The sequence below is a fragment of the Pseudomonas syringae group sp. J309-1 genome (genome assembly GCF_032582135.1).
In the GTDB taxonomy this organism is placed as follows: Bacteria; Pseudomonadota; Gammaproteobacteria; order Pseudomonadales; family Pseudomonadaceae; genus Aquipseudomonas; species Aquipseudomonas quasicaspiana.
Genome location: NZ_JAWHNU010000082.1, coordinates 1 through 21,946, shown reverse-complemented (window position 1 = coordinate 21,946; position 21,946 = coordinate 1). Strand labels below are relative to the sequence as shown.

Below are 21,946 nucleotides of genomic sequence, written 5' to 3'. Positions count from 1 at the left end.
CGATAAGGCTGGACGCGATCGAAAGTGAACTGTGTCCAGCCTTATCGCGAGCAAGCTCGGCTCCCACATAAAAGCCTAAGAGACGTTAAATCTTGAACTTGCTCACCATCACCTGCAAATGATTACCCAGTCGTGCCAACTCAACGCTGGACGCTGCGGTTTCTTCACTGGCAGCGGAGGTTTGTTCGGAAACATCGCGCACATTGAGGATGCTGCGGTTGATTTCTTCAGCGGTAGCGCTTTGTTCTTCGGCGGCAGCCGCGATTTGTTGGTTCATCGCCTGGATTGCCGAAACGGTCTTGGTGATGTTCTCCAGCGAGCTACCGGCACGGCGAGTCAGCTCCACGCTGCTGACGGTCAGTTCGCGGCTGTTGTCCATGATGGTCGCCACTTGCTGCGTGCCACTTTGCAGGCCTGCAATCAGTTGCTCGATCTCTTCGGTCGACTTCTGAGTGCGCTGAGCAAGGCTGCGCACTTCGTCGGCGACGACCGCGAAACCACGACCGGCTTCCCCGGCGCGTGCGGCTTCGATGGCGGCGTTGAGGGCGAGCAGGTTGGTCTGCTGTGCAACCGACTTGATAACGTCCAGGACACTGCCGATCTTGTCGCTTTCGCGCTTGAGTTCGCTCATTGCTTCGGTGGAGTTACCCACTTCCGAGGCCAGACGCTCGATCTGGGTAATCGCTTCGTTGACCACGCGATCACCCTCACGGGCTTGCTGATCCGCTGCTACGGCCGCTTCAGACGCCTCCTCGGCGTTACGTGCGACTTCCTGGACCGTGGCGGTCATCTCGTGCATCGCGGTGGCCACTTGATCGGTCTCGACCTTCTGGCTGTTCACCCCGGCGCTGGTTTGCTCCGTTACCGCAGACAGCTCTTCCGCCGCGCTGGCGATCTGGGTCACACCGTCGCGAATCCCGCCGATCAGTTGGCGCAGGTTGACGGTCATGCGTTGAATGCTGGTTTGCAATTGGCCCATTTCGTCGCGACGATCAACGATCAGGTCGTGGCTCAGGTCACCATCGGCAACGCGCTCCACAATATTCAGGGTTTCTAGCAACGGCCCGACGATCTGGCGGGTAATGACCCAGGCGGCAATGATGCCGAACACCAGTGCCAGCACGGTAGCGATGGTCAACATGGATTTGGCTTGCTGGCTGTCGGCCTCACGTTTGCTGTATTGATCGTCCGCCAGTTTCTGGGATGTGCCCAGTAGCACGACTGCATGCTTGGCCATTTTTTCCAGGGCTTGCTTGCTCGCCAGTTGTGCGTCGCGATACTGGCTGACTGCTGCACGGTAGCCTTTGAGCGCGGTGCTGGCTGCCTGCAATTGAGGGAGATAACTGGATGGAATACTGCCGGCCAGCGTGTTGATGCCGGTCAGTGCCTCGTCTATGGCGGCGTTGGCATTCTGTTCGAATTCGGCACGACCGCTGTAGGTGTAGCCGCGGACCTGAAAGCGCGCTTGCTGGATCAGCTTGCTGACGTCGACCACGGCATCAAATTGCACGACGCTGTCACCTTGCAGCAACGAGGCTTCGATCTTGTTAACCTCTTCCACAGCCTTGTCGGCCGTAGCGCCCAGATTGGTACGGCTGGCTTCGCGTGTCTGGATGGCCTGGGTCAGCTCTAAGAATGCGCTACGGTATCCGCCAGCTGCTTGTGCCTGGTCTTCAAGCCATTGATGGCTTTCCGGGGTTGAGACCGTGCTGCGAGCGATTTTAGTCAGTGCGTCGAGCTTGTCGAGGGAGGCAATGAGCGCCTTGGCAGCCTCATCGTTGTACTGCATTTCGTACATCAGACGCTTGGAGCGCAGATCCAGGGTTTGCTCGCTGATTTGCGAAATCGAGACCAGCTTCTCGCCGCGATCAATCAGTGATGCAACGCTTAACCAGCCGGTAGCGGTGATCACTATGGTTAGCAGTAACACGATACTGAAACCAAGCCCGAGTTTCAGACGGACGCTCATGTTACCGAGACTTTTGCCGAGCAAACCCATGCGGAACTCCTTGGAATAGGTTTGTTGTAGGTAATTTCTTACGACATGCATCGGCAGGGGGAAGTGGAACTGAAGGGGCGACAGTGTTCTGGATCGGCTCAATCTCCCTGTAGGAGCTAACCTCGGTGAGCTCCTACAGGATTTGGGTCAACTCAGAACATTGCATTTTGTTTGATAGGAGGTTGCCGATTGTCCCGGACGCCACGCTGTCGCGTAGCAAACACGGACCTGTTGGAGCGAGGCTTGCCCGCGAAAGCCTTAACGCGGTTTGTCCGATAACACGCGTCGCCTTCTTCGCGGGCAAGCCTCGCTCCAACGAAGCACTCAATCCCTTTTGGGACCGAATTCATTCACCGCGTTTGCCGTGATGCTCGTCGATCAGAACAGCCGGGCCAACAGCGCAGTCACTGCTGTTTCGACTCGCAGGATGCGCTCGCCAAGCTGCACCGGTTGCAGCCCCGCTTTGGTCAGCAGGTCAACTTCATAGGGAATCCAGCCGCCCTCGGGGCCGATGGCCAGGGTAACTGGCCCGGTCACGGCGCGTGGGCAGGCGGGAAAGTTGCCGGGATGTCCGACCAGCCCCAGAGTCCCCTGGGCCAGTTGCGGCAGGCGATCTTCAACAAACGGCTTGAAGCGTTTTTCGATAATGATCTCGGGCAACACACTGTCCCGTGCTTGTTCAAGCCCGAGAATCAATTGCTCGCGGATCGCTTGAGGTTCAAGGAACGGCGTCTGCCAAAAGCTTTTTTCAACACGATAACTGTTGAGCAGAATGACCTTGGACACACCCATGGTCGCCACTGTCTGAAACACCCGGCGCAGCATTTTCGGGCGGGGCAGGGCGAGCAACAGGGTCAACGGCAGTTTGGCGGGCGGGGCGCTGTCGAGGGTGATGCGTAGCTCGGCTTCATGTGCCTCAAGCCGCAGCAGCTCAGCGCTGCCCAGCAAGCCGCCAATACGGCCGACACGCAGGCTGTCGCCAACTTCTGCGCGATGCACCTCTTGCATATGCTTGAGGCGTCTGTCGCGCAGTACGACCCTGTCAGCCGCAACAAAGTCGGCGTCTTCGAGAAGCAGCAGGTTCACGGCTGAGTCGCGGGCGGCTGGTCTTGCTTGTCTTCTTCGGGCTGGTCGTCGGCATGATCGCCGCGCTTGGTGATCATGGAACTGCACAACACCCCGATCTCGAACAACAGCCACATCGGCACAGCCAGCAGTGTCTGGGAGAAGATGTCGGGCGGGGTCAGAATCATGCCGACCACGAAGCAACCGATGATCACGTAAGGGCGGATCTTTTTCAGGTACTTCACGTCAACGATGCCGATCCACACCAGGAGCACGACGGCTACCGGAATCTCGAACGCTACACCGAAGGCAAAGAACAGCGTCATGACGAAGTCCAGATAACTGGCGATGTCCGTCATCATCGACACGCCTTCCGGCGTCACGCTGGCGAAGAAGTGGAATATCAGCGGGAAGACCAGGTAATAAGCGAAGGCCATGCCCGAATAGAACAGGATGATGCTCGACACCAAAAGCGGTACCGCGACGCGCTTCTCATGCTTGTACAGGCCCGGTGCGATAAAGCCCCAGATCTGATGCAGGATCACCGGCATGGCCAGGAACAGCGCCACCATCATGGTCAGCTTGAACGGCGTGATGAACGGCGAGGCCACATCGGTGGCGATCATCGTTGCACCTTCCGGCAGGAAAACCCGGAGCGGTGCCGAAACGAAGGTGTAGATCTTCTGGGTGAAGTAGAACAGACAGGCGAAGATCACGAAAATCGCCAGGACGCATTTCAGCAGGCGCGAACGGAGTTCTGTGAGGTGCGAGACCAGCGGCATTTGCTGGTCATTTTCCGGAATATCGCTCATGGGGCTCGCGGTGGCAGTGACGAATCGTTGGCGGAGGGTGCGTTGGGTGCTGGCGTCGCTGGCGACACGTGCGCAGGTTCAGTCGCGACATGGGGCGTCGGTTCAGCAGCGGGCGTAGTGCCCGCCGGAGCGGCCGGCCCCAGATCAGCGGCAGGTGTCACAGACGGCGTGTTCGGAATAGTCGAAACCACCGGCTCAGCGGGCGTCTGTTCGGTTGCCGGAGGCGGGTTGGCCGGGGGCTGCTGCGGAGACATGATCTTGCGCGCTTCTTCTTCCAGCGACAGGATGTGCTCGTTATGCAGTTGCCGACGGATTTCGTCGGCGCCGATTTCGCGTTCAACTTCCTGTTTGATCGCATTGAAGCTGCGCTTCAGCCGGCCTATCCAGAGGCCAGCGGTACGCGCAGCGCCGGGCAGACGCTCAGGGCCAAGCACCAGCAAGGCGACGAGGCCGACCAGCAGCAGTTCAGAGAAGCTGATACCAAACATTCAATACGACCTAGTCTTTGCGGATTGGCTCTTCGACTTTATGCGCTTGCGCGTCGATGGTATGCGGCTGGTTCAGGGGCGAGCCCTGTGGCGCTGCTTGCGGCGGTTGCTGAGGCTGCACCGGCGGCTGCTCGGCAGGTTTCTCATCATCGTTCATGGCTTTGCGAAAGCCCTTGATCGACTCACCGACATCGCTGCCCAGACCCTTGAGCTTCTTGGTGCCGAACACCAGTACCACGACAACCAGGATGACGATCCAGTGTTTCCAGTCAAAAATACCCATGAAGCAATCCTCGTAGAAATTTCAAGCTCGAAAAGTGAAGGTCAGTCAGCTGTGCGTGCGGCTTTTTCCGCATGCCCGGACAAGCCGAAACGGCGGTCCAGTTCATCCAGCACTGCTTGTGGGTGCTGACCCAGTGCAGCAAGCATCACCATGCTGTGAAACCACAGGTCAGCAGTTTCGTAGATGACATCGCTGCAATCGCCGCTGACAGCGGCATCCTTGGCGGCAATGATGGTTTCGACCGACTCTTCGCCGACCTTCTCCAGAATCTTGTTCAATCCCTTGTGATACAGGCTGGCGACATAGGAACTGTCGGCAGCGGCACCTTTGCGCGACTCCAGCACTTCGGCCAGGCGGGTCAAGGTATCAGTCATGTTTCAGTGTCCTGCGTGATAAATAGCTTCAGGATCTTTCAAGACCGGTTCGACGGTCTTCCAGGCGGCGTCTTCGTAGACGCGATAGAAGCAGCTTTCGCGCCCGGTATGGCAAGCGATGCCGCCAATCTGCTCGACCATCAGGATGATCACATCGGCGTCGCAGTCCAGACGCAGTTCATGAAGCTTCTGCACATGGCCCGATTCTTCGCCTTTGCGCCAGAGTTTGCCACGCGAACGCGACCAATAGATTGCACGATTCTCTGCGGCGGTGAGACTCAGGGCCTCGCGGTTCATCCACGCCATCATCAGAACACGTCCGGTCTTGTGATCCTGAGCAATGGCAGGCACCAGACCGTCGCTGTCCCACTTGATTTCGTCCAGCCAGTCTTTCATATCTACTCCGGCAGCCGGGCTTCAGGCCTCGGCGGATTCAACAGTGTGCCAGCGGGCAGCGCCGCTGGCTATCGGCGGATGACCAGATACAGGCCAGCCACCAGCATGATCCATGCAGGCCAGGCGAGTGGTGCGACCAGCGCCGTACCTTCCGCGACCAGCGTCGAGGCCATGACCGCACCTCCGGCCAGCAGCGCCGAACCCAGCAGGCGCAATGCCCAACCGTCACCGCGTTCACGCCACGGTGGCGGCGGATCAGTCCGGTGAGGTTGCGACATGCGCTCCAACAGGTCCCGGGTCATGTTGGCCAGATGCGGAATCTGCTCGACCTGGGACTGCAGGTTGCCAAACAGTGTTTTCGGGCTGACGCGATCCCGCATCCAGCGTTCCAGAAACGGCTGCGCGGTGCTCCACAGATCCAGGTCGGGATACAACTGACGGCCCAGCCCTTCGATGTTCAACAGGGTCTTCTGCAGCAGAACGAGCTGCGGCTGGACTTCCATGTTGAAGCGTCGTGCGGTCTGGAACAGGCGCATCAGTACCTGACCGAAGGAAATATCCTTGAGCGGCTTCTCGAAAATCGGCTCGCATACAGTCCGAATCGCGGCTTCAAACTCGTTGAGTTTGGTTTCCGCAGGCACCCAGCCCGAATCAATGTGCAATTGCGCAACGCGACGATAATCACGTTTAAAGAAGGCAAACAGGTTACGGGCCAGATAATCCTGATCTTCCGGAGTCAGGCTGCCGACGATCCCGCAGTCGATAGCGATGTATTGCGGGCTCCACGGGTTGACCGTGCTGACGAAAATATTGCCGGGGTGCATATCGGCGTGGAAAAAGCTGTCGCGGAATACCTGCGTGAAGAAAATCTCAACACCGCGTTCGGCCAGCAACTTCATGTCGGTGCGTTGATCCGCCAGGGTTGCCAGATCGTTGACCTGAATCCCGTAGATGCGCTCCATGACCAGCACCTTCGGACGGCACCAGTCCCAGTAAACCTGGGGCACGTAGAGCAGGTCCGAGCCTTCGAAGTTGCGACGCAACTGACTGGAGTTGGCCGCTTCACGCAGCAGGTCCAGTTCGTCGTAAATGGTTTTCTCGTAGTCGGCGACCACGTCCACCGGGTGCAACAGGCGGGCATCGGCGGACATCCGCTCAGCTGTGCGCGCCAGTATGAACAGCCATGCCAGGTCTTGGCCGATGATCGGCTTGAGGCCCGGACGCACAACCTTGACCACGACTTCTTCGCCACTTTTCAGTTGCGCGGCGTGGACCTGCGCCACCGAAGCCGAAGCCAGTGGCGTGACGTCGAAGCGACTGAACACCTCGCTGATCTTCGCGCCCAGTTGTTCTTCGATGAGCTTGATCGCGACTTGCGGATCGAACGGCGGAACGCGGTCCTGCAACAGCATCAACTCGTCAGCGATGTCCTCTGGCAGCAGATCGCGGCGGGTAGACAGGATTTGGCCGAACTTGATGAAGATCGGCCCAAGGTCCTGTAGCGCCAGACGCAGACGCGCACCGCGGGGCAGCTCGGCGTTGTTGCGCGGCAGCAAACGCCACGGCATGACAAAGCGCGTGGCCTTCATCCACCACGGCAGCGGCAGGGCGAACAGCAGGTCATCGAGACGGTAGCGGATCACGACACGCTGGATACGAAACAAACGGCGGACGGCAAGCAGCTTCATGCGTTATCGCTGGAGTCAGAGGGTTGGGCGAGGCGCTCAAAGCGCGCCTCAAGGCGTTCCAGATCAAGTTTGATCCGGTCGAGTTCGGCAAAGCGTGCTTCGGCTTCGTGTTTACCCACCAGGGTGCGCGACTCCTCGTTCAGGTAGTCGGCAAGGTTCTGGCTGAGGTTGGCGAAGCTGTCTTTGCTCCAGCGCGCGCGGCTGCGCAAATGATCACCCAGTAAGGTGGTTGCCACCGGACCAAGCCAGCGGGATAGCTCGTATTCCCAGTCCAGCTCGAGGTCCTGAAGGATCCCGACCAGTTCCAGTAATACGCTACTGTCCCCATCCAGCTCGACATCGGGGCCATGCAGCACGGCGCTCTTGTCCTTGCTCACCGCCAGACGCATCAGGCTGGCGGCCGGGGCGCGCAGGGTGCAATCCGCTTCAACTTCCCAGTGCGAGGCCAGCAGCAGGCCTTCGTCGCTGGGCAGAATGAACAGCTGTAGCGAAGGATTTCGGCAATCCACCGCAATCACCTTGCCCGACAGGCGCTCAAGACGTGGCAATGCGGTGCTGTCCAGACGCAACATGCGGTTGATGCCGTGCTCGACGCTGGCGAGCAAGCCGCTGAGCAACATCAGGGTTTGATGCCGCGATGCAGTGCCACGACGCCTGCGGTCATGTTGTGGTAGGTCACGCGGTCAAAACCGGCTTCGACCATCATCGACTTCAGGGTTTCCTGATTCGGGTGCATGCGGATCGATTCGGCCAGATAGCGGTAGCTTTCCGAGTCATTGGTGACCAGTTTGCCCATCAGCGGCATGAACGCGAACGAGTAAGCGTCATAGGCCTTGGACATCAGCTTGTTGGTCGGCTTGGAGAACTCCAGCACCAACAGACGGCCACCCGGCTTGAGTACGCGCAGCATCGAGCGCAGCGCATCTTCCTTGTGGGTCACGTTGCGCAGGCCGAAGGCGATGGTCACGCAGTCGAAATGGTTGTCAGGGAACGGCAGCTTTTCTGCGTCGGCCTGAACAAATTTGACGTTGCTTGCCACGCCCAGGTCCAGCAGACGGTCACGACCGACCTTGAGCATGGAGGCGTTGATGTCAGCCAGCACCACTTCGCCAGTCGGGCCGACCAAGTGAGAAAACTTTTTGGTCAGGTCGCCTGTACCGCCCGCAATGTCCAGCACGCGGTTGCCGGTACGAACACCGGAGAGTTCAATAGCGAAGCGCTTCCAGAGGCGATGCATGCCACCGGACAGCAGGTCGTTCATCAAGTCGTACTTGGCTGCGACGGAGTGGAACACCTCCGCAACTTTCTCTGCCTTCTGGCTTTCCGGCACATTTTTGTAGCCGAAGTGAGTAGTAGGTTCGGCATCGCTGCCTTTGCGCGGATCATTCATATCGCGTTCACCGGAATAAAGTGTTGCCATTCTAATCGTCGTGGCTGGCTTTGTCTTGACAAGGCTCATCGCCAACAGTTTCTTCATCCGGGTCGGCTGGTATAGTTGCCCCACGATTGACCTTGCGCTGAAGGAGCCATCGAATGGCCAAGATTACTGTTGAACGCCCGCATTCGCTGGGCAAGGAAAAGGCTCGCGAGAAGGCTGAGCTGCTGGTCGAGAAGCTGGCCGACAAATACGGCATCGAGCACGAGTGGAGCGGCGACGTCGTCAAGCTTGAAGGCAAGGGCGCCAAAGGCTCGGTCGATGTCGGAGAGGATTTTGTGCGGGTTAACCTGGAGCTTAATTTTTTCCTGTCGGCCATGAGCGGACAGATTCAGGCAGAGGTCGAGCGGCAACTGGATAAAGCGCTGGTTGCTTGATCGCGCTTTTCTTGTAGGAGTGAACTTGTTCGCGATGCGATTTTCTGGCTCACGGGCCTCTCGCCAACAAGTTGGCTCCTACAGGTGATCGCACTCCAGTGGATTCTTACACCTGCTTCCTACATCCCTTCAACATCACCCAAACCTAGGGTGAGCTTTCTAATTTTTCCGACTACTTTCGTGTCCATGCCCCGTTGTCCCTGGGGGTGATCCTCAAACATTCGAGCGTGAGGTGCACCATGGCCAAAGTTACGTTGAAGAAAAAAATCAAAGACGAAGAAAACAGTTCGGTCTCCGACGTTCGCCTGTATGCCCGCAAGGTCTGGCTGGCCGGGCTGGGCGCTTATTCGTGGGCCGGTCAGGAGGGCGCTGAGTACTTCAAGGAGCTGGTCAAAGCGGGTGAGCAGACCGAAAAGAAAGCCAAAAAAGTGATCGACGAAAAGGTCGATGCCGCTAATAGCGAGATCGATTCGGCTAAAGATGAGCTGACTTCAGTGAAGGGTCGGGTCGAGGTGCAACTCGATAAAATCGAAAGCGCTTTCGATCGGCGGGTCGCCAGCGCCTTGAATCGCATCGGTATACCGTCTAAACATGACGTGGAGACACTGTCTGCTAAGCTCGATGAGCTGACGGCATTGCTTGAACGTGTCGCGCGTAAACAATAAGGAGAGCAGGATGGCTGGCAAGAAAAAAATCGAGAAAGAAGGCAGCTCCTGGATTGGCGAGGTGGAGAAATACTCCCGCCAAATCTGGCTGGCTGGTTTAGGCGCTTACTCCAAGATCAGCAATGACGGCAGTAAGCTTTTTGAAACGCTGGTCAAAGACGGCGAAAAAGCCGAGAAGCAGACCAAGGTTGAGGTCGAGAAACAAGTCGATTCCGCCAAGGATTCTGCCAAGGCTGCGAAGTCCCGGGTGGGCGATGTCAAAGACCTCGCGATGGGCAAGTGGAGTGAGCTGGAGGGGGCTTTCGACAAGCGTCTGAACAGCGCCATTTCGCGTTTGGGCGTACCTAGCCGTAACGAAGTTAAGGCTCTGCACAGCAAGGTCGATCTGCTGACAAAACAGATCGAGAAGCTGACAGGTGCTTCAGTGACTCCTGTTTCAAAAGCGCCGGCTTCCAGAGCTTCGACTTCCAAGGCCGCGGCGTCCAAACCGGCACCTAAAACTACGGCCAAGCCACTGGTGAAAGCCGCTGCGAAACCGGTCGCCAAAGCCGCCGACAAAGTTGCCGCGAAAACCGCTGCAGCCAAACCGGCAGTGAAAGCAGCAGCGGCCAAACCCGTTGCCGCCGCTAACAAGGCTGCTACTAAAACCGCGACCAAGGCCAAGTCTGTAGCGGCCAGCAAACCGGCTGCGGCGAAGAAACCGACTGCAGCCAAGAAACCTGCTGCGCCGAAAGCGGCACCGAAGGCAGCCGCCAAGCCGGCTCCGAAACCCGCTGCCACACCAGCAGCAACACCTGCACCCGCTGCGACCAATACCGCCGCCGCACCGGCATCGGCTGCACCGTCGACACCCGCAAGTCAGTCCTGATTCAAGGGCTGTAAAGCGAAAAGCCCGACCTGCGCAAAGCAGGTCGGGCTTTTTTATTGGGGCTCAAATGCAATCCCTGTGGGAGCTGGGCTGGCCCGCGATAAACGATAACTCGGTGCATGCCTGTAAATAAAGTTGACCCTATCGCGGGCCAGCCCAGCTCCCACAGGGATATGTGTTTGTTGCGCCAACGCAGAGTGTCAGAGGCAGAGCCGCTGCCTGAAGAACTGTCAGTACTGCGAGAAATCACTCCTCCAGATAATGCATCGCCAATTGCTGCGCCGCATGCCGTGAACCCGGCGTCAGGTGTGGTGCGACGAGCATCATGATCTGGTAGACCACCACCCGTACTTCAGCTTCGCGACCCAGAATCCGTTGGTAATCCAGCGAGAACAGTAGGGTCATGGTGATTTGCTCCACCAGTTGCCCCAAAGCCTGGGTATCGCTGACCACCTGGCCTTCAGCTTTCAGGCGTGCCAGTAACGACGCCAGCGTGCGTTTGAGGCTATTGAGCAGGCTGCGAATACCGCGAGCCAGTTTGGGCAATCGCCCCGCCAGGTTGGACAGGTCCTGAAACAGGAAGCGGTAGTCGGCCAGTCGCTCGACGATCAAGTGCAGGAACAGCCAGTAATCTTCGGCGGCCAGTTGCGCGTCTTCGGGCGGGTTCAGCAGGGGCGAAAGCTCTGCCTGGAAGCGCTCGAAAAGACCCAGCACCAAGGGCTCTTTGCCGTGGAAGTGGTAGTAAAGATTGCCGGGACTGATGCCCAGTTCGTTGGCAATTTCCAGCGTGGAGACATTGGGCTCGCCCTGTTGATTGAATAACGTCAGGGCACATTCAAGGATTCGGTCGCGGGTTTTCATCCGGTCTTCTTGTCAGGGGGCGGATTAAGCAGGTTATAAATCTGTGGGAGCGAATTTATTCGCGAAGGGGCTAGTACATTCGATACATATTCGTCGTCGATAAGGCCGCATTCGCGAATGAATTCGCTCCCACAAGGAGGTTTTGAATTTCGCGACCCTACCGAACATGCACATAAGTCCCCGGCGCTGCTTCCATCGCCGGATGCATTGCGTTACCCAGTGCCATCTGGGTTTCGCGCTGGGTGCCGGACCGGGCTTGTATCCATTCCAGCCAGGCAGGCCACCAGCTACCCTCATGTTTCTGCGCGTCGTAATACCATGCCCGTGGATCGCTGCTGAGTTTGCTGTTCTCGACATAGTTGGCTTTAGGGTTACCCGGCGGGTTGAGAATGCTCTGCACGTGACCACTGTTGGACAGCAGAAAGCGCCGGTCGCCGCCCAGCAGCAGTGTCGAGCGATAGACCGCGTCCCATGGCGTAATGTGATCGTTGATGCCTGCGACGTTGAAGCTGTCCACGGTCACCTTCTGCAGATCAATGGGGGTGCCACAGACTTCCAGTCCGCCAGGGTGAGTCAGCGGGTTGTGTTTGAAGAAGTCCAGCAGATCGCCGTGCAATGCGGCGGGCAGGCGGGTGCTGTCGTTGTTCCAGTACAGAATGTCGAAGGCGGGCGGGGATTTGCCCAGCAGGTAATTGTTGATCCAGTAACTCCAGATCAAATCATTCGGGCGCATCCAGGCGAAGATTTTCGCCATGTCCCGACCGTCCAGCACGCCTTGCTGATACGAGCGACGCTTGGCAGCTTCAAGAGTCGTTTCATCGATGAACAACGTCGCAGCGCTGTCGATCTGGCTGTCCAGCAGGCTGACCATGTATGTCGCGCTGGCGACTTTGCGCAGTTGCCGCTTCGCTTGCAAGTGCCCTTGCAGCGCGGCGATGGTCAGCCCACCTGCACAGGCACCGACCAGATTCACGTCCTTGGCGCCAGTGATGGACCGGCATGCGGCCATCGCTTCTTCGGTGGCCTGAACGTAGGTGGACAAGCCCCATTCACGGTGCCGGACATCCGGATTTCGCCAACTGATCATGAAGGTCTGCAAGCCGTTCTTCAGGCAGTACTGGACGAAGCTGTTGGCCGGGCTCAGGTCAAAAATATAGAACTTGTTGATTTGCGGCGGCACGATCAATAACGGCCTTGCGTACTGTTTTTCGCTCATCGGCTTGTACTGGATCAGCTCCAGCAGCTCGTTGCGAAATACCACCGAGCCTTGGGTGGCCGCCACTGTGCGACCCACTTCGAAGGCGTCTTTAGTGGTTTGTCGTGGCAGGCCGTTGTTGTGCAACAGATCATCGAACATGTGGCCAATGCCCTTGACCACGCTGTTGCCGCCGCTGTTGAACAGCTCTTTGACGGCCATGGGGTTGAGCAAGGTGTTGGACGGAGAAAGAGCGTCGTTGAGCAGCGAGAAAATGAAGTGCGCCCGGTCGCGATCATCCTTGGACAGGTCGGTGTCATCGATCCAGTGTTTAACCTGATGCTGCCACGCCAGATACGTTTGCAAGCCGCGACGGTACAGCGGATTCAACGTCCATGTAGGGTCTGTGAAACGGGTATCTCGGGCGGGCAACTGATAGGGCGTTTCCCCCAGCAGCACGACACGGCTGACTTGCTTGCCGAGGGCCAATGCGTGGCGGGCGCTACGCAATGGATGCTGCAGACCTTGGGCGGCAACCTTGCGTAATGTTGAAAACAAATCCTGGCCACGCAGGCCGGTGATCGCACTTTGTGCATTGATGTAAGTCGCCGGTGTGATCTCGGCGCTTTTGGCTGATCGTTCTCGCATGGGGGCAACACTCCTTCGTCGTGCCGATACATCTTTGCGGACGCATGCTCCTCGGGGCATGCGTCGTTTTGCGCCGAACAACTTCCATTCAACCGGCGCAGTCAGTGACGCTTTATTTGCGGTGCGGGGAATCCTTTTCTGTCTGTGATGATCAGCGTGCGCTGGGTGTCGGATGCGGATGCATCACGGCTCGCTGACGCTCCTGCTGGAGGAATTTCATGATGATCGGCGCAACGGCTTCGGCACGAGTGATCAAGAACAAATGACCGTCATCGATTATGTGTAGCTGGGCATTGGGGATCCGCCAAGCCAGCAGGCGCATATTTATCAGTGGGATCAGCGGATCGTCGTCGCCGGCCAGCACCAAAGTAGGCTGATGGATCTTGTGCAGCCAGTGAATGCTGGTCCAGCCCATGCCCGCAAACAGTTGCCAGTAATAGCCCAGCTTGCCGGACGAACGGACCTTTGCCGCATGGTTGGCGGCCAGATAAGGATCGCGCCGAAATGCGCCGCCGTAGATTTCCGGTGCAATGCGGATCACATGGGAAGGCTGGATGTAACGCCGGGGGCTGGCCATCAACCAGAGCACTCGGGGTTTGCCAGGCACCATCACTGCACCGGCTGATGTCGCCGCCAGTACCAGTTTTTTGCAGCGCTCCGGGTAGTCGTGGGCGAACTGTTGAGCCAGCGCGCCGCCCCATGAAACGCCGATAGCGTTGACCTGGCCATAGTCCAGATAATCGAGCATGCGCGCCGCCAGTTTTGCCAGACCGGGAAAGCGGTACGGGCGACTGGGCGTCGAGGAGCCACCGACGCCGGGCACATCAAAAGCGATGACTTCCAGGTCCGGGTCCAGCGCATCAACGAACGGGAACACCAACTCCAGGTTGGCGCCTATGCCATTGAAAATCAGCAGCGGAGTCAGGTGACTCTTGCCTGGGCGTACAGCGGTTCGGATGCTGTGGCCATCCAGATCGATAGTGCGAAAAATAAACGGTTGCGGCATGCGCGAAGCCCTGTGGGTTAAACCGCTGGAAAAGCCGTCCTGCGCTTTGGCCAGGTAATCAATCGAGACGGTCTGTAGGAGCGCGCTTGTTCTGGGCCGCATCCGGACGATTCGATCTCAGCCGCAACATATCGGTGTCTGAACTGACGCTATCGCGGGCAAGCGCGCTCCTACAGGGGTATCGATACATCTATCGTTTTAACGGCAACGTCTGGCCATTCCTGACTCCACCCGTCGCATCAGCCCTTAGCGTTCGTGCACATAGGTCCCCGGAGATGCTTCTGCGGGCGCAAAGGTCTTGTTGCCCAGGCTAGTGGGAGACTTCTTCATCTTTCCAGAGCGCTCGCTTAGCCAGCTCTGCCAGTGCAGCCACCAGGAATCGGTGTGCTTGGTGCCGTTTTCCTGCCAGGCCTTTGGATCAACCGGCATTTCGCTGTTGGTCATGTAGCGTGCCTTGGGGTTACCGGGCGGGTTGAGAATGCTCTGGATATGGCCGCTGCTGGACAGAACAAATTCAGTCTTTCCGCCGAACAGTCGTGCGGATTTGTAACAGGAGCCCCACGGCGTGATGTGATCGTTGGTCCCTGCCAGGCAAAACACATCGCTGGTGACCTGTTTGAGATCGATAGGCGTACCGCACACTTCAAGGGCATTGGGGCGGATCAGTGGGTTGTTCTTGAACATCTCGATCAGGTCGCCGTGAAAGGCAGCGGGCAGGCGAGTGGTGTCGTTGTTCCAGAACAGGATGTCGAACACCGGAGGCTCGTTACCCAGCAGGTAGTTGTTGACCCAGTAATTCCAGATCAGGTCATTGGGGCGCATCCAGGCGAATACTTTCGCCATATCGCTGCCTTCCAGCACGCCAGCCTGATAGGAGTGGCGCTTGGCCGATTCAAGGGTCTGCTCATCGACAAACAGCGCGACGTCGGTGTCCAGGGTGGTATCCAGCACGCTGACCAGCAAGGTCAGAGCATTGACCTTCTGATCGCCCAGCGCCGCGTAATGTCCCAGCAGGGCTGTGCAGGTAATGCCGCCGGAGCAAGCGCCGAGCATGTTGATGTCTTTGCTGCCGGTGATGGCGGTGACTACGTCGACAGCTTCCTTGAGCGCGTCGATGTACGTCGACAGGCCCCATTCACGCTGCGCCTTGGTCGGGTTACGCCAGCTGATAATGAACGTCTGCACGTTACTGCGCAGGCAGAAGCGGGCCAGACTCTTTTCCGGGCTCAGGTCGAATACGTAGAATTTGTTGATTTGCGGCGGCACCACCAACAGCGGCCGTTCATGCACTTGCTCGGTGATGGGCTTGTACTGAATCAGCTCCAGCACGTCGTTGCGAAACACCACCGAGCCTTCGCTGGTGCCCAGACTCTTGCCGACTTCGAAGGCGTCCATGTTGACCTGACTGGGCATGCCGCCGTTATGCACCAGATCCTTGGCGAGATGTGACAGGCCATCAAGAATACTTTTGCCGCCGGTTTCGAAGAAGCGTTTGATCGCGGCCGGATTGGCGGCGGTGTTGGTGGGCGACATGGCTTCGGTCATCAGATTGATTACGAAGTGCCCGCGACTGATTTCCTGAGGAGAGAGATTGCTGTCGCCGATCCAGTCATGCAGCTCCTTGCGCCACGCCAGGTAGGACTGCAGATAACGACGATAAACCGGATTCTGGCTCCAGGCCGGATCGTTGAAGCGTCGGTCTTCCGGGGCTGGCTGGAGCGCTGATTTGCCCAGCAACACGTTTTTGAGTTCAACGCCCAGACTGGCGACGTGCTTTGCACTGTGAAAGGGTTGTTTCAGGGCTTGGCGCAGGACCATGCGGGCAGTGGTCAGCAAGTCCTTGCGCCGCAGACCAACGACCGGGTTCAAACCCAGTGTGTGTTCCGAGGCTTGTTGCTGCAGGTCATCGTTGTTTCTGCTACTCATTCACGACGCTCCATTGTCCTGATGTGAGTACCGCTTCCCTGTGAATCAGTGACACAGGCAAATGCCGGTACTACTGCTCGGGTGAACCATGATGGCTGAAATCAATTTCCCTTGGGGCCGCGTTTATTCGTAACAAGCGCTGCGCTTTATACGACGGCTTTACCGCTCACCCTTTCACTGCATTCGAAGATGCAGGGAACTTGCCAGAACCATTGGTTACGCGAGATTGCGAAAAATCGCAAGCAGCACCCGTCATTGGCCGCTGCGCGGCACATTCAAACAAAAGGAATTAGAAAGCGCGTCCTAAAACGCCGGGCGGCTGTGGAGCACGGGTTAGAGCATGAGCCGGATGACTTGCTCAGAAGGGTCGCGGGATTTGCCTGCGTTTTTCAGCTCAAGCAAATAGTCATTCCACAGGTCTTCCTGGCGTTGCGCTAGTTCGTAGAGGTATTCCCAAGTGAACAATCCGCTGTCATGACCGTCGTCGAAGGTCAATTTCAGTGCGTACTGACCAGCCGGTTCGACCTTGGTCAGGCCAACCCCGAGTTTGCCAAATTGCAGGATCGGCTTGCCGTGGCCCTGAACTTCGGCAGACGGCGAATGTACCCGCAGGAACTCAGCAGGCAGGTGATATTCCTCGTCCTGCCCGTACTTGAGTGTCAGGGTTTTCGAGGCTTTGTGGAGCTGGATGGCGGTGGGGATTCGGGTCATGTAAAGGCCGTTACGTTCGAACGTATTACCGTGGGAGCGAATTCATTCGCGAAGGCGTCGTGTCAGGCACTGATGATGCAAGATGTGATGGCCCTTTCGCGAATGAATTCGCTCCCACGCAGACTGTGTGAAAACGTAGCGAGCGACGGCAAGACAAGGCAAAAACAGGCGAAAAAGCGGAGTCTAGGTGTTCTAAATGAGCATTTTTCGCCTGTTTTTAACGCAGTATTGCCGAGCGTAGTAGTTTTCACACTGTCTGCACGGGGGAGCGTCCGGCGTTAAAGGATATACCGCGACAGATCCTCATCCTTGGCCAGTTCGCCAAGATGACTGTTCACGTATTCTGCATCGATGCGAATCGGCGCTGCATCCGGATCTGTCGCCAGATCACCGGCGCTGAACGACACTTCCTCAAGCAGGCGCTCAAGCAGGGTGTGCAAGCGACGTGCACCGATGTTCTCAGTCTTCTCGTTGACCTGCCAGGCAATCTCGGCCAGGCGCTTGATGCCGTCGGCTTCGAACGCGATGTTCAAGCCTTCGGTTTTCAGCAGCGCGCAGTATTGCTCGGTCAGGGACGCATGTGGCTCGCTGAGGATACGTTCGAAGTCCTGTGGCGACAGCGCCTTGAGTTCAACGCGGATCGGCAGACGGCCTTGCAGCTCAGGCACCAGATCGCTCGGCTTGCTCAAGTGGAAAGCGCCGGACGCGATGAACAGGATGTGGTCGGTTTTGACCATGCCCAGTTTGGTATTGACCGTGCAGCCTTCGATCAGCGGCAGCAGGTCACGCTGTACGCCTTCGCGGGAAACGTCGGCACCACCCACATTGCCGCGCTTTGCGACCTTGTCGATTTCGTCGATGAACACGATGCCGTGCTGTTCGACGGCTTCCAGCGCCTTGGCCTTGAGTTCTTCCTCGTTAACGAGGCGACCCGCTTCTTCTTCCCGTACCAGCTTGAACGCTTCTTTGACCTTGAGCTTGCGGCTCTTCTTCTTGCCCTTTCCCATGTTGGCAAACAGGCTTTGCAGCTGGTTGGTCATTTCTTCCATGCCCGGTGGCGCGGAAATGTCGACACCAACGGCTTCGTTTATTTCGATCTCGATTTCCTTGTCGTCCAGCTGACCTTCACGCAGGCGCTTGCGGAACAGCTGACGGGTATTGGAATCGTTGCTCGGCGCGGCTTCTTCCTGGAAACCTGTGCGGGCTGGAGGCAGCAGGGCGTCGAGGATGCGATCTTCAGCAGCGTCTTCGGCGCGGTGACGAACCTTGATGATTTCCTGTTCGCGCAGCAGCTTGATCGCCGCGTCGGCCAGATCACGAATGATCGACTCAACGTCGCGGCCGACATAACCGACTTCGGTGAATTTGGTCGCTTCGACCTTGATGAACGGCGCGTTGGCCAGTTTGGCCAGACGACGAGCGATCTCGGTTTTACCGACACCAGTCGGGCCGATCATCAGGATGTTCTTGGGCGTTACTTCAACGCGCAGTTCTTCCGGCAACTGCATCCGGCGCCAGCGGTTACGCAGGGCAATGGCGACGGCGCGCTTGGCATCGTCCTGGCCGATGATATGGCGGTTCAGTTCGTGGACAATTTCACGGGGAGTCATTGACATGGTATTTGGCGGTCCTCCAGCTGATTCAAGGTCGATATGGCCGCTGATTGCAGCGACCATTACGAGGCTTATTCAGCGAGGTCCTGCTCCTCAATGGTGATGTTGTGGTTGGTGAACACGCAGATATCGCCAGCGATATGTAGTGCGGTTTCGGCAATTTCACGCGCCGACAGGTCAGTTTTTTGCAGTAGGGCGCGGGCAGCGGCCTGTGCGAAAGCACCGCCAGAACCCATGGCAATTAGGCCATCTTCGGGTTCAACGACGTCGCCGTTGCCGGTGATGATCAGCGAAGCATCTTTATTGGCGACGGCCAGCATGGCCTCCAGACGGCTCAGGGAGCGGTCGGTCCGCCAGTCTTTGGCGAGTTCAACGGCGGCACGCACCAGATGACCTTGGTGCTTTTCAAGTTGCCCTTCAAAACGTTCGAAAAGAGTGAACGCGTCGGCCGTAGCGCCAGCGAAACCGGCAATCACTTCGCCGTGATACAGGCGACGCACTTTCTTGGCGTTGCCTTTCATGACGGTGTTGCCCAGAGAAACCTGGCCGTCGCCAGCCATGACGACTTTGCCGTGGCGGCGAACTGAAACGATGGTGGTCAAGGGAGAGTCTCCACACAGCGGGGCGAAAATGCCCTGGTGAAAACTCATATGGGGGTGTGGAAGGGGATTTCAACCACGGGGGATGAGTGGTTGGGCATTGCCGGTAGGAGCGCGCTTGCCCGCGATAAGGGCCGAAGGACCTTCAAACAATAGTGGGCTCACTATTTCTACGACTGCTTCGCAGCCGATCGCGGGCAAGCGCGCTCCTACCAATTGGGTAATTATTTACTACGTTGCTGCAACAACAAGTTACTAAAACCACCGGTCGCCAGTTGCTTCTGGGCAACGGTCAGTTGCTCACGGTTGCTGAACGGGCCAACCAGTACGCGGTACCAGGTTTCCTCTTTGACGGTCCCGGATTCCACGGCGGCGGTCTGGCCGAGCAGGATGATCTGCGCGCGCACTTTGTCGGCGTCTTCTTTCTTGCGGAACGAGCCCGCTTGCAGGAAGAACTGCGTCACTGCAGCCGGTTTGACCACAGGCGGTGCCGGTGGCGGCGTCAGGCCGCTAAGTGCCGCTTGTGCGCGTGCGGTATCAATTTTCGCCGCCTGTTCAGGCGTGACCGGCGCAACCACAGGTGGCGGAGTTTTCTCAGGCACGGCCTCGTTAGGCACGATGACTTCCGATTCCGGCAGCAGCGTGTAGAAGTCGTACTTGGGCTTCACCGGTGCTGTCGGGCTCGGCGGCGTCTTGTTCGCTTCGGCGATTTTCGCCGCCTTGGCATCCGCCCGGACCCGCTTGATGTCATCGCCACCGGGTTCGAGCTTCATCAGGAAGACGACAAATGCACCGACGCTGAGGCCGATCGCCAGCCACAGCCATCCAGGAATCGGCTTCTTCGCGGGTGCCTGATAACGGCTGGCGCCGCGCTTGGGAGCAGGTTTCTTTTTCGCGGCAGCCAACTTACATACGCTCCAGTGTTTCCAGACCCAACAGTTGCAGGCCTTGCTTGAGGGTGCGGCCAGTCAATGCAGCAAGGCGCAAACGGCTCTGCTGTTGTTCGGCATTATCGGCAGCCAGGATAGGGCAGTTCTCGTAGAAGCTGGAGAACAATCCCGCTAGATCGTAGAGGTAAGCGCACAGAACGTGAGGCGTGCCCTTTTCGGAGACGTTGTTGAGGATTTCCCCAAACTGCGCCAGGCGTGCAGCCAGCTCCTGCTCTTGTGGCGCCTCAAGGACGATCTGGCCCTTGCTGGCATCAAACGGCGTACCGAGTTTACGGAACACACCCGCAACCCGTGTGTACGCATACAGCAGATAAGGCGCGGTATTGCCTTCGAAGCTGAGCATCTGGTCGAAGTTGAAGCTGTAATCGCTGGCCCGATGCTTGGACAGGTCGGCGTACTTCACCGCACTGATACCCACCGCCTTGGCGATGGTGCGCAGTTCGTCTTCAGGCAGCTCAGGGTTCTTTTCCTTCACCAGAGTGTAGGCACGCTCCTTGGCTTCTTCGAGCAGGTCAATCAGTTTGACCGTGCCGCCATCGCGGGTCTTGAACGGACGGCCGTCGGCGCCGTTCATGGTGCCGAAGCCCATGTGTTCCAGTTGCATGCCTTCGTGAACGAAACCGGCGCGGCGCGCGACTTCGAAGACTTGCTGGAAGTGCAACGCCTGACGCTGGTCGACGAAATACAGCACACGATCAGCTTTGAGTACCTTGCTCCGGTAGCGCATAGCCGCCAGGTCGGTGGTTGCGTACAGATAGCCGCCACCGGCCTTCTGCACGATGACCGGCAGCGGGGTGTCGTCTGCGGTGCGGAATTCTTCGAGGAATACGCACTGTGCGCCGTCGCTCTCAACCAGCAGGCCGGCTGCTTTCAGATCGGCAACTACGTTGGCCAGATCATCGTTGTAAGCACTCTCGCCCATCACGTCTGCCGGGGTCAGTTTGACGTTCAGCAGGTCGTAGACTTTCTGGCAGTGCGACAGGGAGATGTCTTTGAATTTGGTCCACAGACTCAGACATTCGGCGTCACCGGCCTGCAGTTTTACCACCAGCCCACGGGCGCGGTCGGCGAACTCTTCGGATTCGTCAAAACGTTTTTTCGCCGCGCGGTAGAAGTCTTCCAGGTCCGACAACTCGTCGCTGGTGGCTGGCTGTTCTTGCAGATAAGCCAGCAGCATGCCGAATTGCGTACCCCAGTCGCCCACGTGGTTCTGGCGGATGACCGTGTCGCCCAGAAACTCCAGAACGCTGGCAACGCCGTCGCCAATAATGGTCGAACGCAAGTGGCCAACGTGCATCTCTTTCGCCAGATTCGGTGCCGACAGGTCGACCACGGTGCGCTGTGCAGGGCCGTTCTTGCGCACCGACAATTGGGCGTCGGCCAGGGCGGCATCAAGGCGTGCGGCCAAGGCCTGGGTGTTCTGGAAGAAATTCAGGAAGCCTGGACCGGCGATTTCCACTTTGCTGATCTGCTCGTCGGCTGGCAGCGCGGCGATCAGCTTTTCAGCCAGATCACGGGGCTTCATGCCGGCTGGCTTGGCAAGCATCATGGCGATGTTGCTGGCGAAGTCGCCGTGGGTCTTGTCCTTGGCATTCTCCACCTGAATCGCTGGCGACAGGCCTTCTGGCAAGACGCCCTCGGTGACGAGTTGGCTCAGGGCTTGTTGGATCAGCTGGCGAATGGTGTCTTTCATGATGCTCTCTTTCGACCGCAAGCGCGGCAGCGCCTGGATGCGCGGGTGGAAAAACTGGGCATTATCCGTTGCCGGAGCCACCTTGCCAACCGCGTTGGATGTGCGGTTGTAATTGTAGGAGCGCGCTTGCCCGCGATAAGGGCCGCAGGGCCTTCAAAAAACTGACAGCGAGCAAGCTGGTGAAGCTTAAATTGCTATCGCGGGCAAGCGCGCTCCTACACAGACTGTGTGAAAACCTAGCCAACTCCTTTCAGATTTAAGAAAATGCTCCGCATCGAAAGATGCGGGGCATTT

At 58.0% G+C, this 21,946-nt stretch carries 22 protein-coding genes; 3 read left to right on the top strand and 19 right to left on the bottom strand.

Translation table 11 applies throughout. The features are described from left to right. Nucleotides 1-85 precede the first annotated feature (85 nt). The 10 genes from RX972_RS27245 to ubiE all read right to left on the bottom strand — a co-directional run bounded on the left by RX972_RS27245 (nt 86) and on the right by ubiE (nt 8,495). A complete protein-coding gene (locus RX972_RS27245; RefSeq protein ID WP_316880111.1) occupies nt 86-1,999 on the bottom strand; it encodes a methyl-accepting chemotaxis protein in 1,914 nt (637 codons plus the stop codon). A gap of 378 nt (nt 2,000-2,377) precedes the next feature. Continuing rightward, the gene (locus tag RX972_RS27240; RefSeq protein WP_122707510.1) at nt 2,378-3,085 is read right to left on the bottom strand and encodes a 16S rRNA (uracil(1498)-N(3))-methyltransferase; all 708 of its coding nucleotides are present in this window, start codon (nt 3,083-3,085) and stop codon (nt 2,378-2,380) included. Further along, nucleotides 3,082-3,876, bottom strand: a complete 795-nt coding sequence (gene tatC, locus RX972_RS27235; RefSeq protein WP_027901646.1) for a twin-arginine translocase subunit TatC — start codon at nt 3,874-3,876, stop codon at nt 3,082-3,084. The genes RX972_RS27240 and tatC overlap by 4 nt, the downstream gene beginning before the upstream one ends. Continuing rightward, entirely contained in the window at nt 3,873-4,364 is a 492-nt protein-coding gene (gene tatB, locus RX972_RS27230) for a Sec-independent protein translocase protein TatB (RefSeq protein WP_099267987.1), read from the bottom strand. Before tatB ends, tatC begins: the two co-directional genes overlap by 4 nt. 10 nt (nt 4,365-4,374) lie before the next feature. Next, nucleotides 4,375-4,647: a twin-arginine translocase TatA/TatE family subunit gene (locus RX972_RS27225; RefSeq protein WP_027901648.1), complete on the bottom strand. Its 273-nt coding sequence runs from the start codon at nt 4,645-4,647 to the stop codon at nt 4,375-4,377. 41 nt (nt 4,648-4,688) lie between these two features. Beyond that, a complete protein-coding gene (locus RX972_RS27220; protein WP_027901649.1) occupies nt 4,689-5,021 on the bottom strand; it encodes a phosphoribosyl-ATP diphosphatase in 333 nt (110 codons plus the stop codon). Nucleotides 5,022-5,024: 3 nt separating this feature from the next. After that, entirely contained in the window at nt 5,025-5,417 is a 393-nt protein-coding gene (hisI, locus tag RX972_RS27215) for a phosphoribosyl-AMP cyclohydrolase (protein ID WP_027901650.1), read from the bottom strand. 68 nt (nt 5,418-5,485) lie between these two features. Further along, complete coding sequence (gene ubiB, locus RX972_RS27210) at nt 5,486-7,105, bottom strand: ubiquinone biosynthesis regulatory protein kinase UbiB (protein WP_027901651.1); 1,620 nt, start codon at nt 7,103-7,105, stop codon at nt 5,486-5,488. Beyond that, nucleotides 7,102-7,725: an SCP2 domain-containing protein gene (locus RX972_RS27205; protein WP_316880099.1), complete on the bottom strand. Its 624-nt coding sequence runs from the start codon at nt 7,723-7,725 to the stop codon at nt 7,102-7,104. The genes ubiB and RX972_RS27205 overlap by 4 nt, the downstream gene beginning before the upstream one ends. Further along, on the bottom strand, nt 7,725-8,495 hold the full coding sequence (gene ubiE, locus RX972_RS27200) for a bifunctional demethylmenaquinone methyltransferase/2-methoxy-6-polyprenyl-1,4-benzoquinol methylase UbiE (protein ID WP_027901653.1): 771 nt from the start codon (nt 8,493-8,495) through the stop codon (nt 7,725-7,727). The genes RX972_RS27205 and ubiE overlap by 1 nt, the downstream gene beginning before the upstream one ends. A gap of 143 nt (nt 8,496-8,638) precedes the next feature. Here ubiE and RX972_RS27195 point away from each other — a divergent pair, with 143 nt between their 5' ends. From RX972_RS27195 to RX972_RS27185, 3 genes are all read left to right on the top strand, one after another. After that, the gene (locus tag RX972_RS27195) at nt 8,639-8,917 is read left to right on the top strand and encodes a polyhydroxyalkanoic acid system family protein (RefSeq protein ID WP_027901654.1); all 279 of its coding nucleotides are present in this window, start codon (nt 8,639-8,641) and stop codon (nt 8,915-8,917) included. Nucleotides 8,918-9,156: 239 nt separating this feature from the next. Beyond that, entirely contained in the window at nt 9,157-9,582 is a 426-nt protein-coding gene (locus RX972_RS27190; RefSeq protein WP_095092500.1) for a phasin family protein, read from the top strand. A 10-nt stretch (nt 9,583-9,592) separates the two neighbouring features. Further along, the gene (locus RX972_RS27185; protein ID WP_231675810.1) at nt 9,593-10,450 is read left to right on the top strand and encodes a phasin family protein; all 858 of its coding nucleotides are present in this window, start codon (nt 9,593-9,595) and stop codon (nt 10,448-10,450) included. Between the two features lie 246 nt (nt 10,451-10,696). Here RX972_RS27185 and RX972_RS27180 read toward each other — a convergent pair whose 3' ends face one another. From RX972_RS27180 to argS, 9 genes are all read right to left on the bottom strand, one after another. Next, the gene (locus RX972_RS27180) at nt 10,697-11,311 is read right to left on the bottom strand and encodes a TetR/AcrR family transcriptional regulator (protein WP_027901998.1); all 615 of its coding nucleotides are present in this window, start codon (nt 11,309-11,311) and stop codon (nt 10,697-10,699) included. Between the two features lie 157 nt (nt 11,312-11,468). Further along, a complete protein-coding gene (phaC, locus tag RX972_RS27175; RefSeq protein ID WP_231666252.1) occupies nt 11,469-13,154 on the bottom strand; it encodes a class II poly(R)-hydroxyalkanoic acid synthase in 1,686 nt (561 codons plus the stop codon). A gap of 151 nt (nt 13,155-13,305) precedes the next feature. Beyond that, nucleotides 13,306-14,160, bottom strand: coding sequence for a poly(3-hydroxyalkanoate) depolymerase (gene phaZ, locus RX972_RS27170; RefSeq protein WP_027901996.1), 855 nt, complete (start codon nt 14,158-14,160; stop codon nt 13,306-13,308). Between the two features lie 246 nt (nt 14,161-14,406). Next, on the bottom strand, nt 14,407-16,086 hold the full coding sequence (phaC, locus tag RX972_RS27165; protein WP_027901995.1) for a class II poly(R)-hydroxyalkanoic acid synthase: 1,680 nt from the start codon (nt 16,084-16,086) through the stop codon (nt 14,407-14,409). Nucleotides 16,087-16,419: 333 nt separating this feature from the next. Beyond that, nucleotides 16,420-16,797, bottom strand: coding sequence for a DUF971 domain-containing protein (locus RX972_RS27160; RefSeq protein ID WP_316880091.1), 378 nt, complete (start codon nt 16,795-16,797; stop codon nt 16,420-16,422). A 278-nt stretch (nt 16,798-17,075) separates the two neighbouring features. Next, on the bottom strand, nt 17,076-18,413 hold the full coding sequence (gene hslU, locus RX972_RS27155) for an HslU--HslV peptidase ATPase subunit (RefSeq protein WP_027901993.1): 1,338 nt from the start codon (nt 18,411-18,413) through the stop codon (nt 17,076-17,078). Between the two features lie 68 nt (nt 18,414-18,481). Beyond that, nucleotides 18,482-19,012 carry an ATP-dependent protease subunit HslV gene (gene hslV / locus RX972_RS27150; protein WP_027901992.1) on the bottom strand — a complete coding sequence of 177 codons (531 nt, stop codon included), beginning with the start codon at nt 19,010-19,012 and terminating at the stop codon, nt 18,482-18,484. 221 nt (nt 19,013-19,233) lie between these two features. Further along, nucleotides 19,234-19,914 carry an SPOR domain-containing protein gene (locus RX972_RS27145; protein ID WP_099267999.1) on the bottom strand — a complete coding sequence of 227 codons (681 nt, stop codon included), beginning with the start codon at nt 19,912-19,914 and terminating at the stop codon, nt 19,234-19,236. 1 nt (nt 19,915) lies between these two features. Further along, nucleotides 19,916-21,652 (bottom strand): arginine--tRNA ligase, encoded by a 1,737-nt coding sequence (argS, locus tag RX972_RS27140; RefSeq protein ID WP_316880083.1) that lies wholly within the window; start codon nt 21,650-21,652, stop codon nt 19,916-19,918. Between the last annotated feature and the right edge of the window lie 294 nt (nt 21,653-21,946).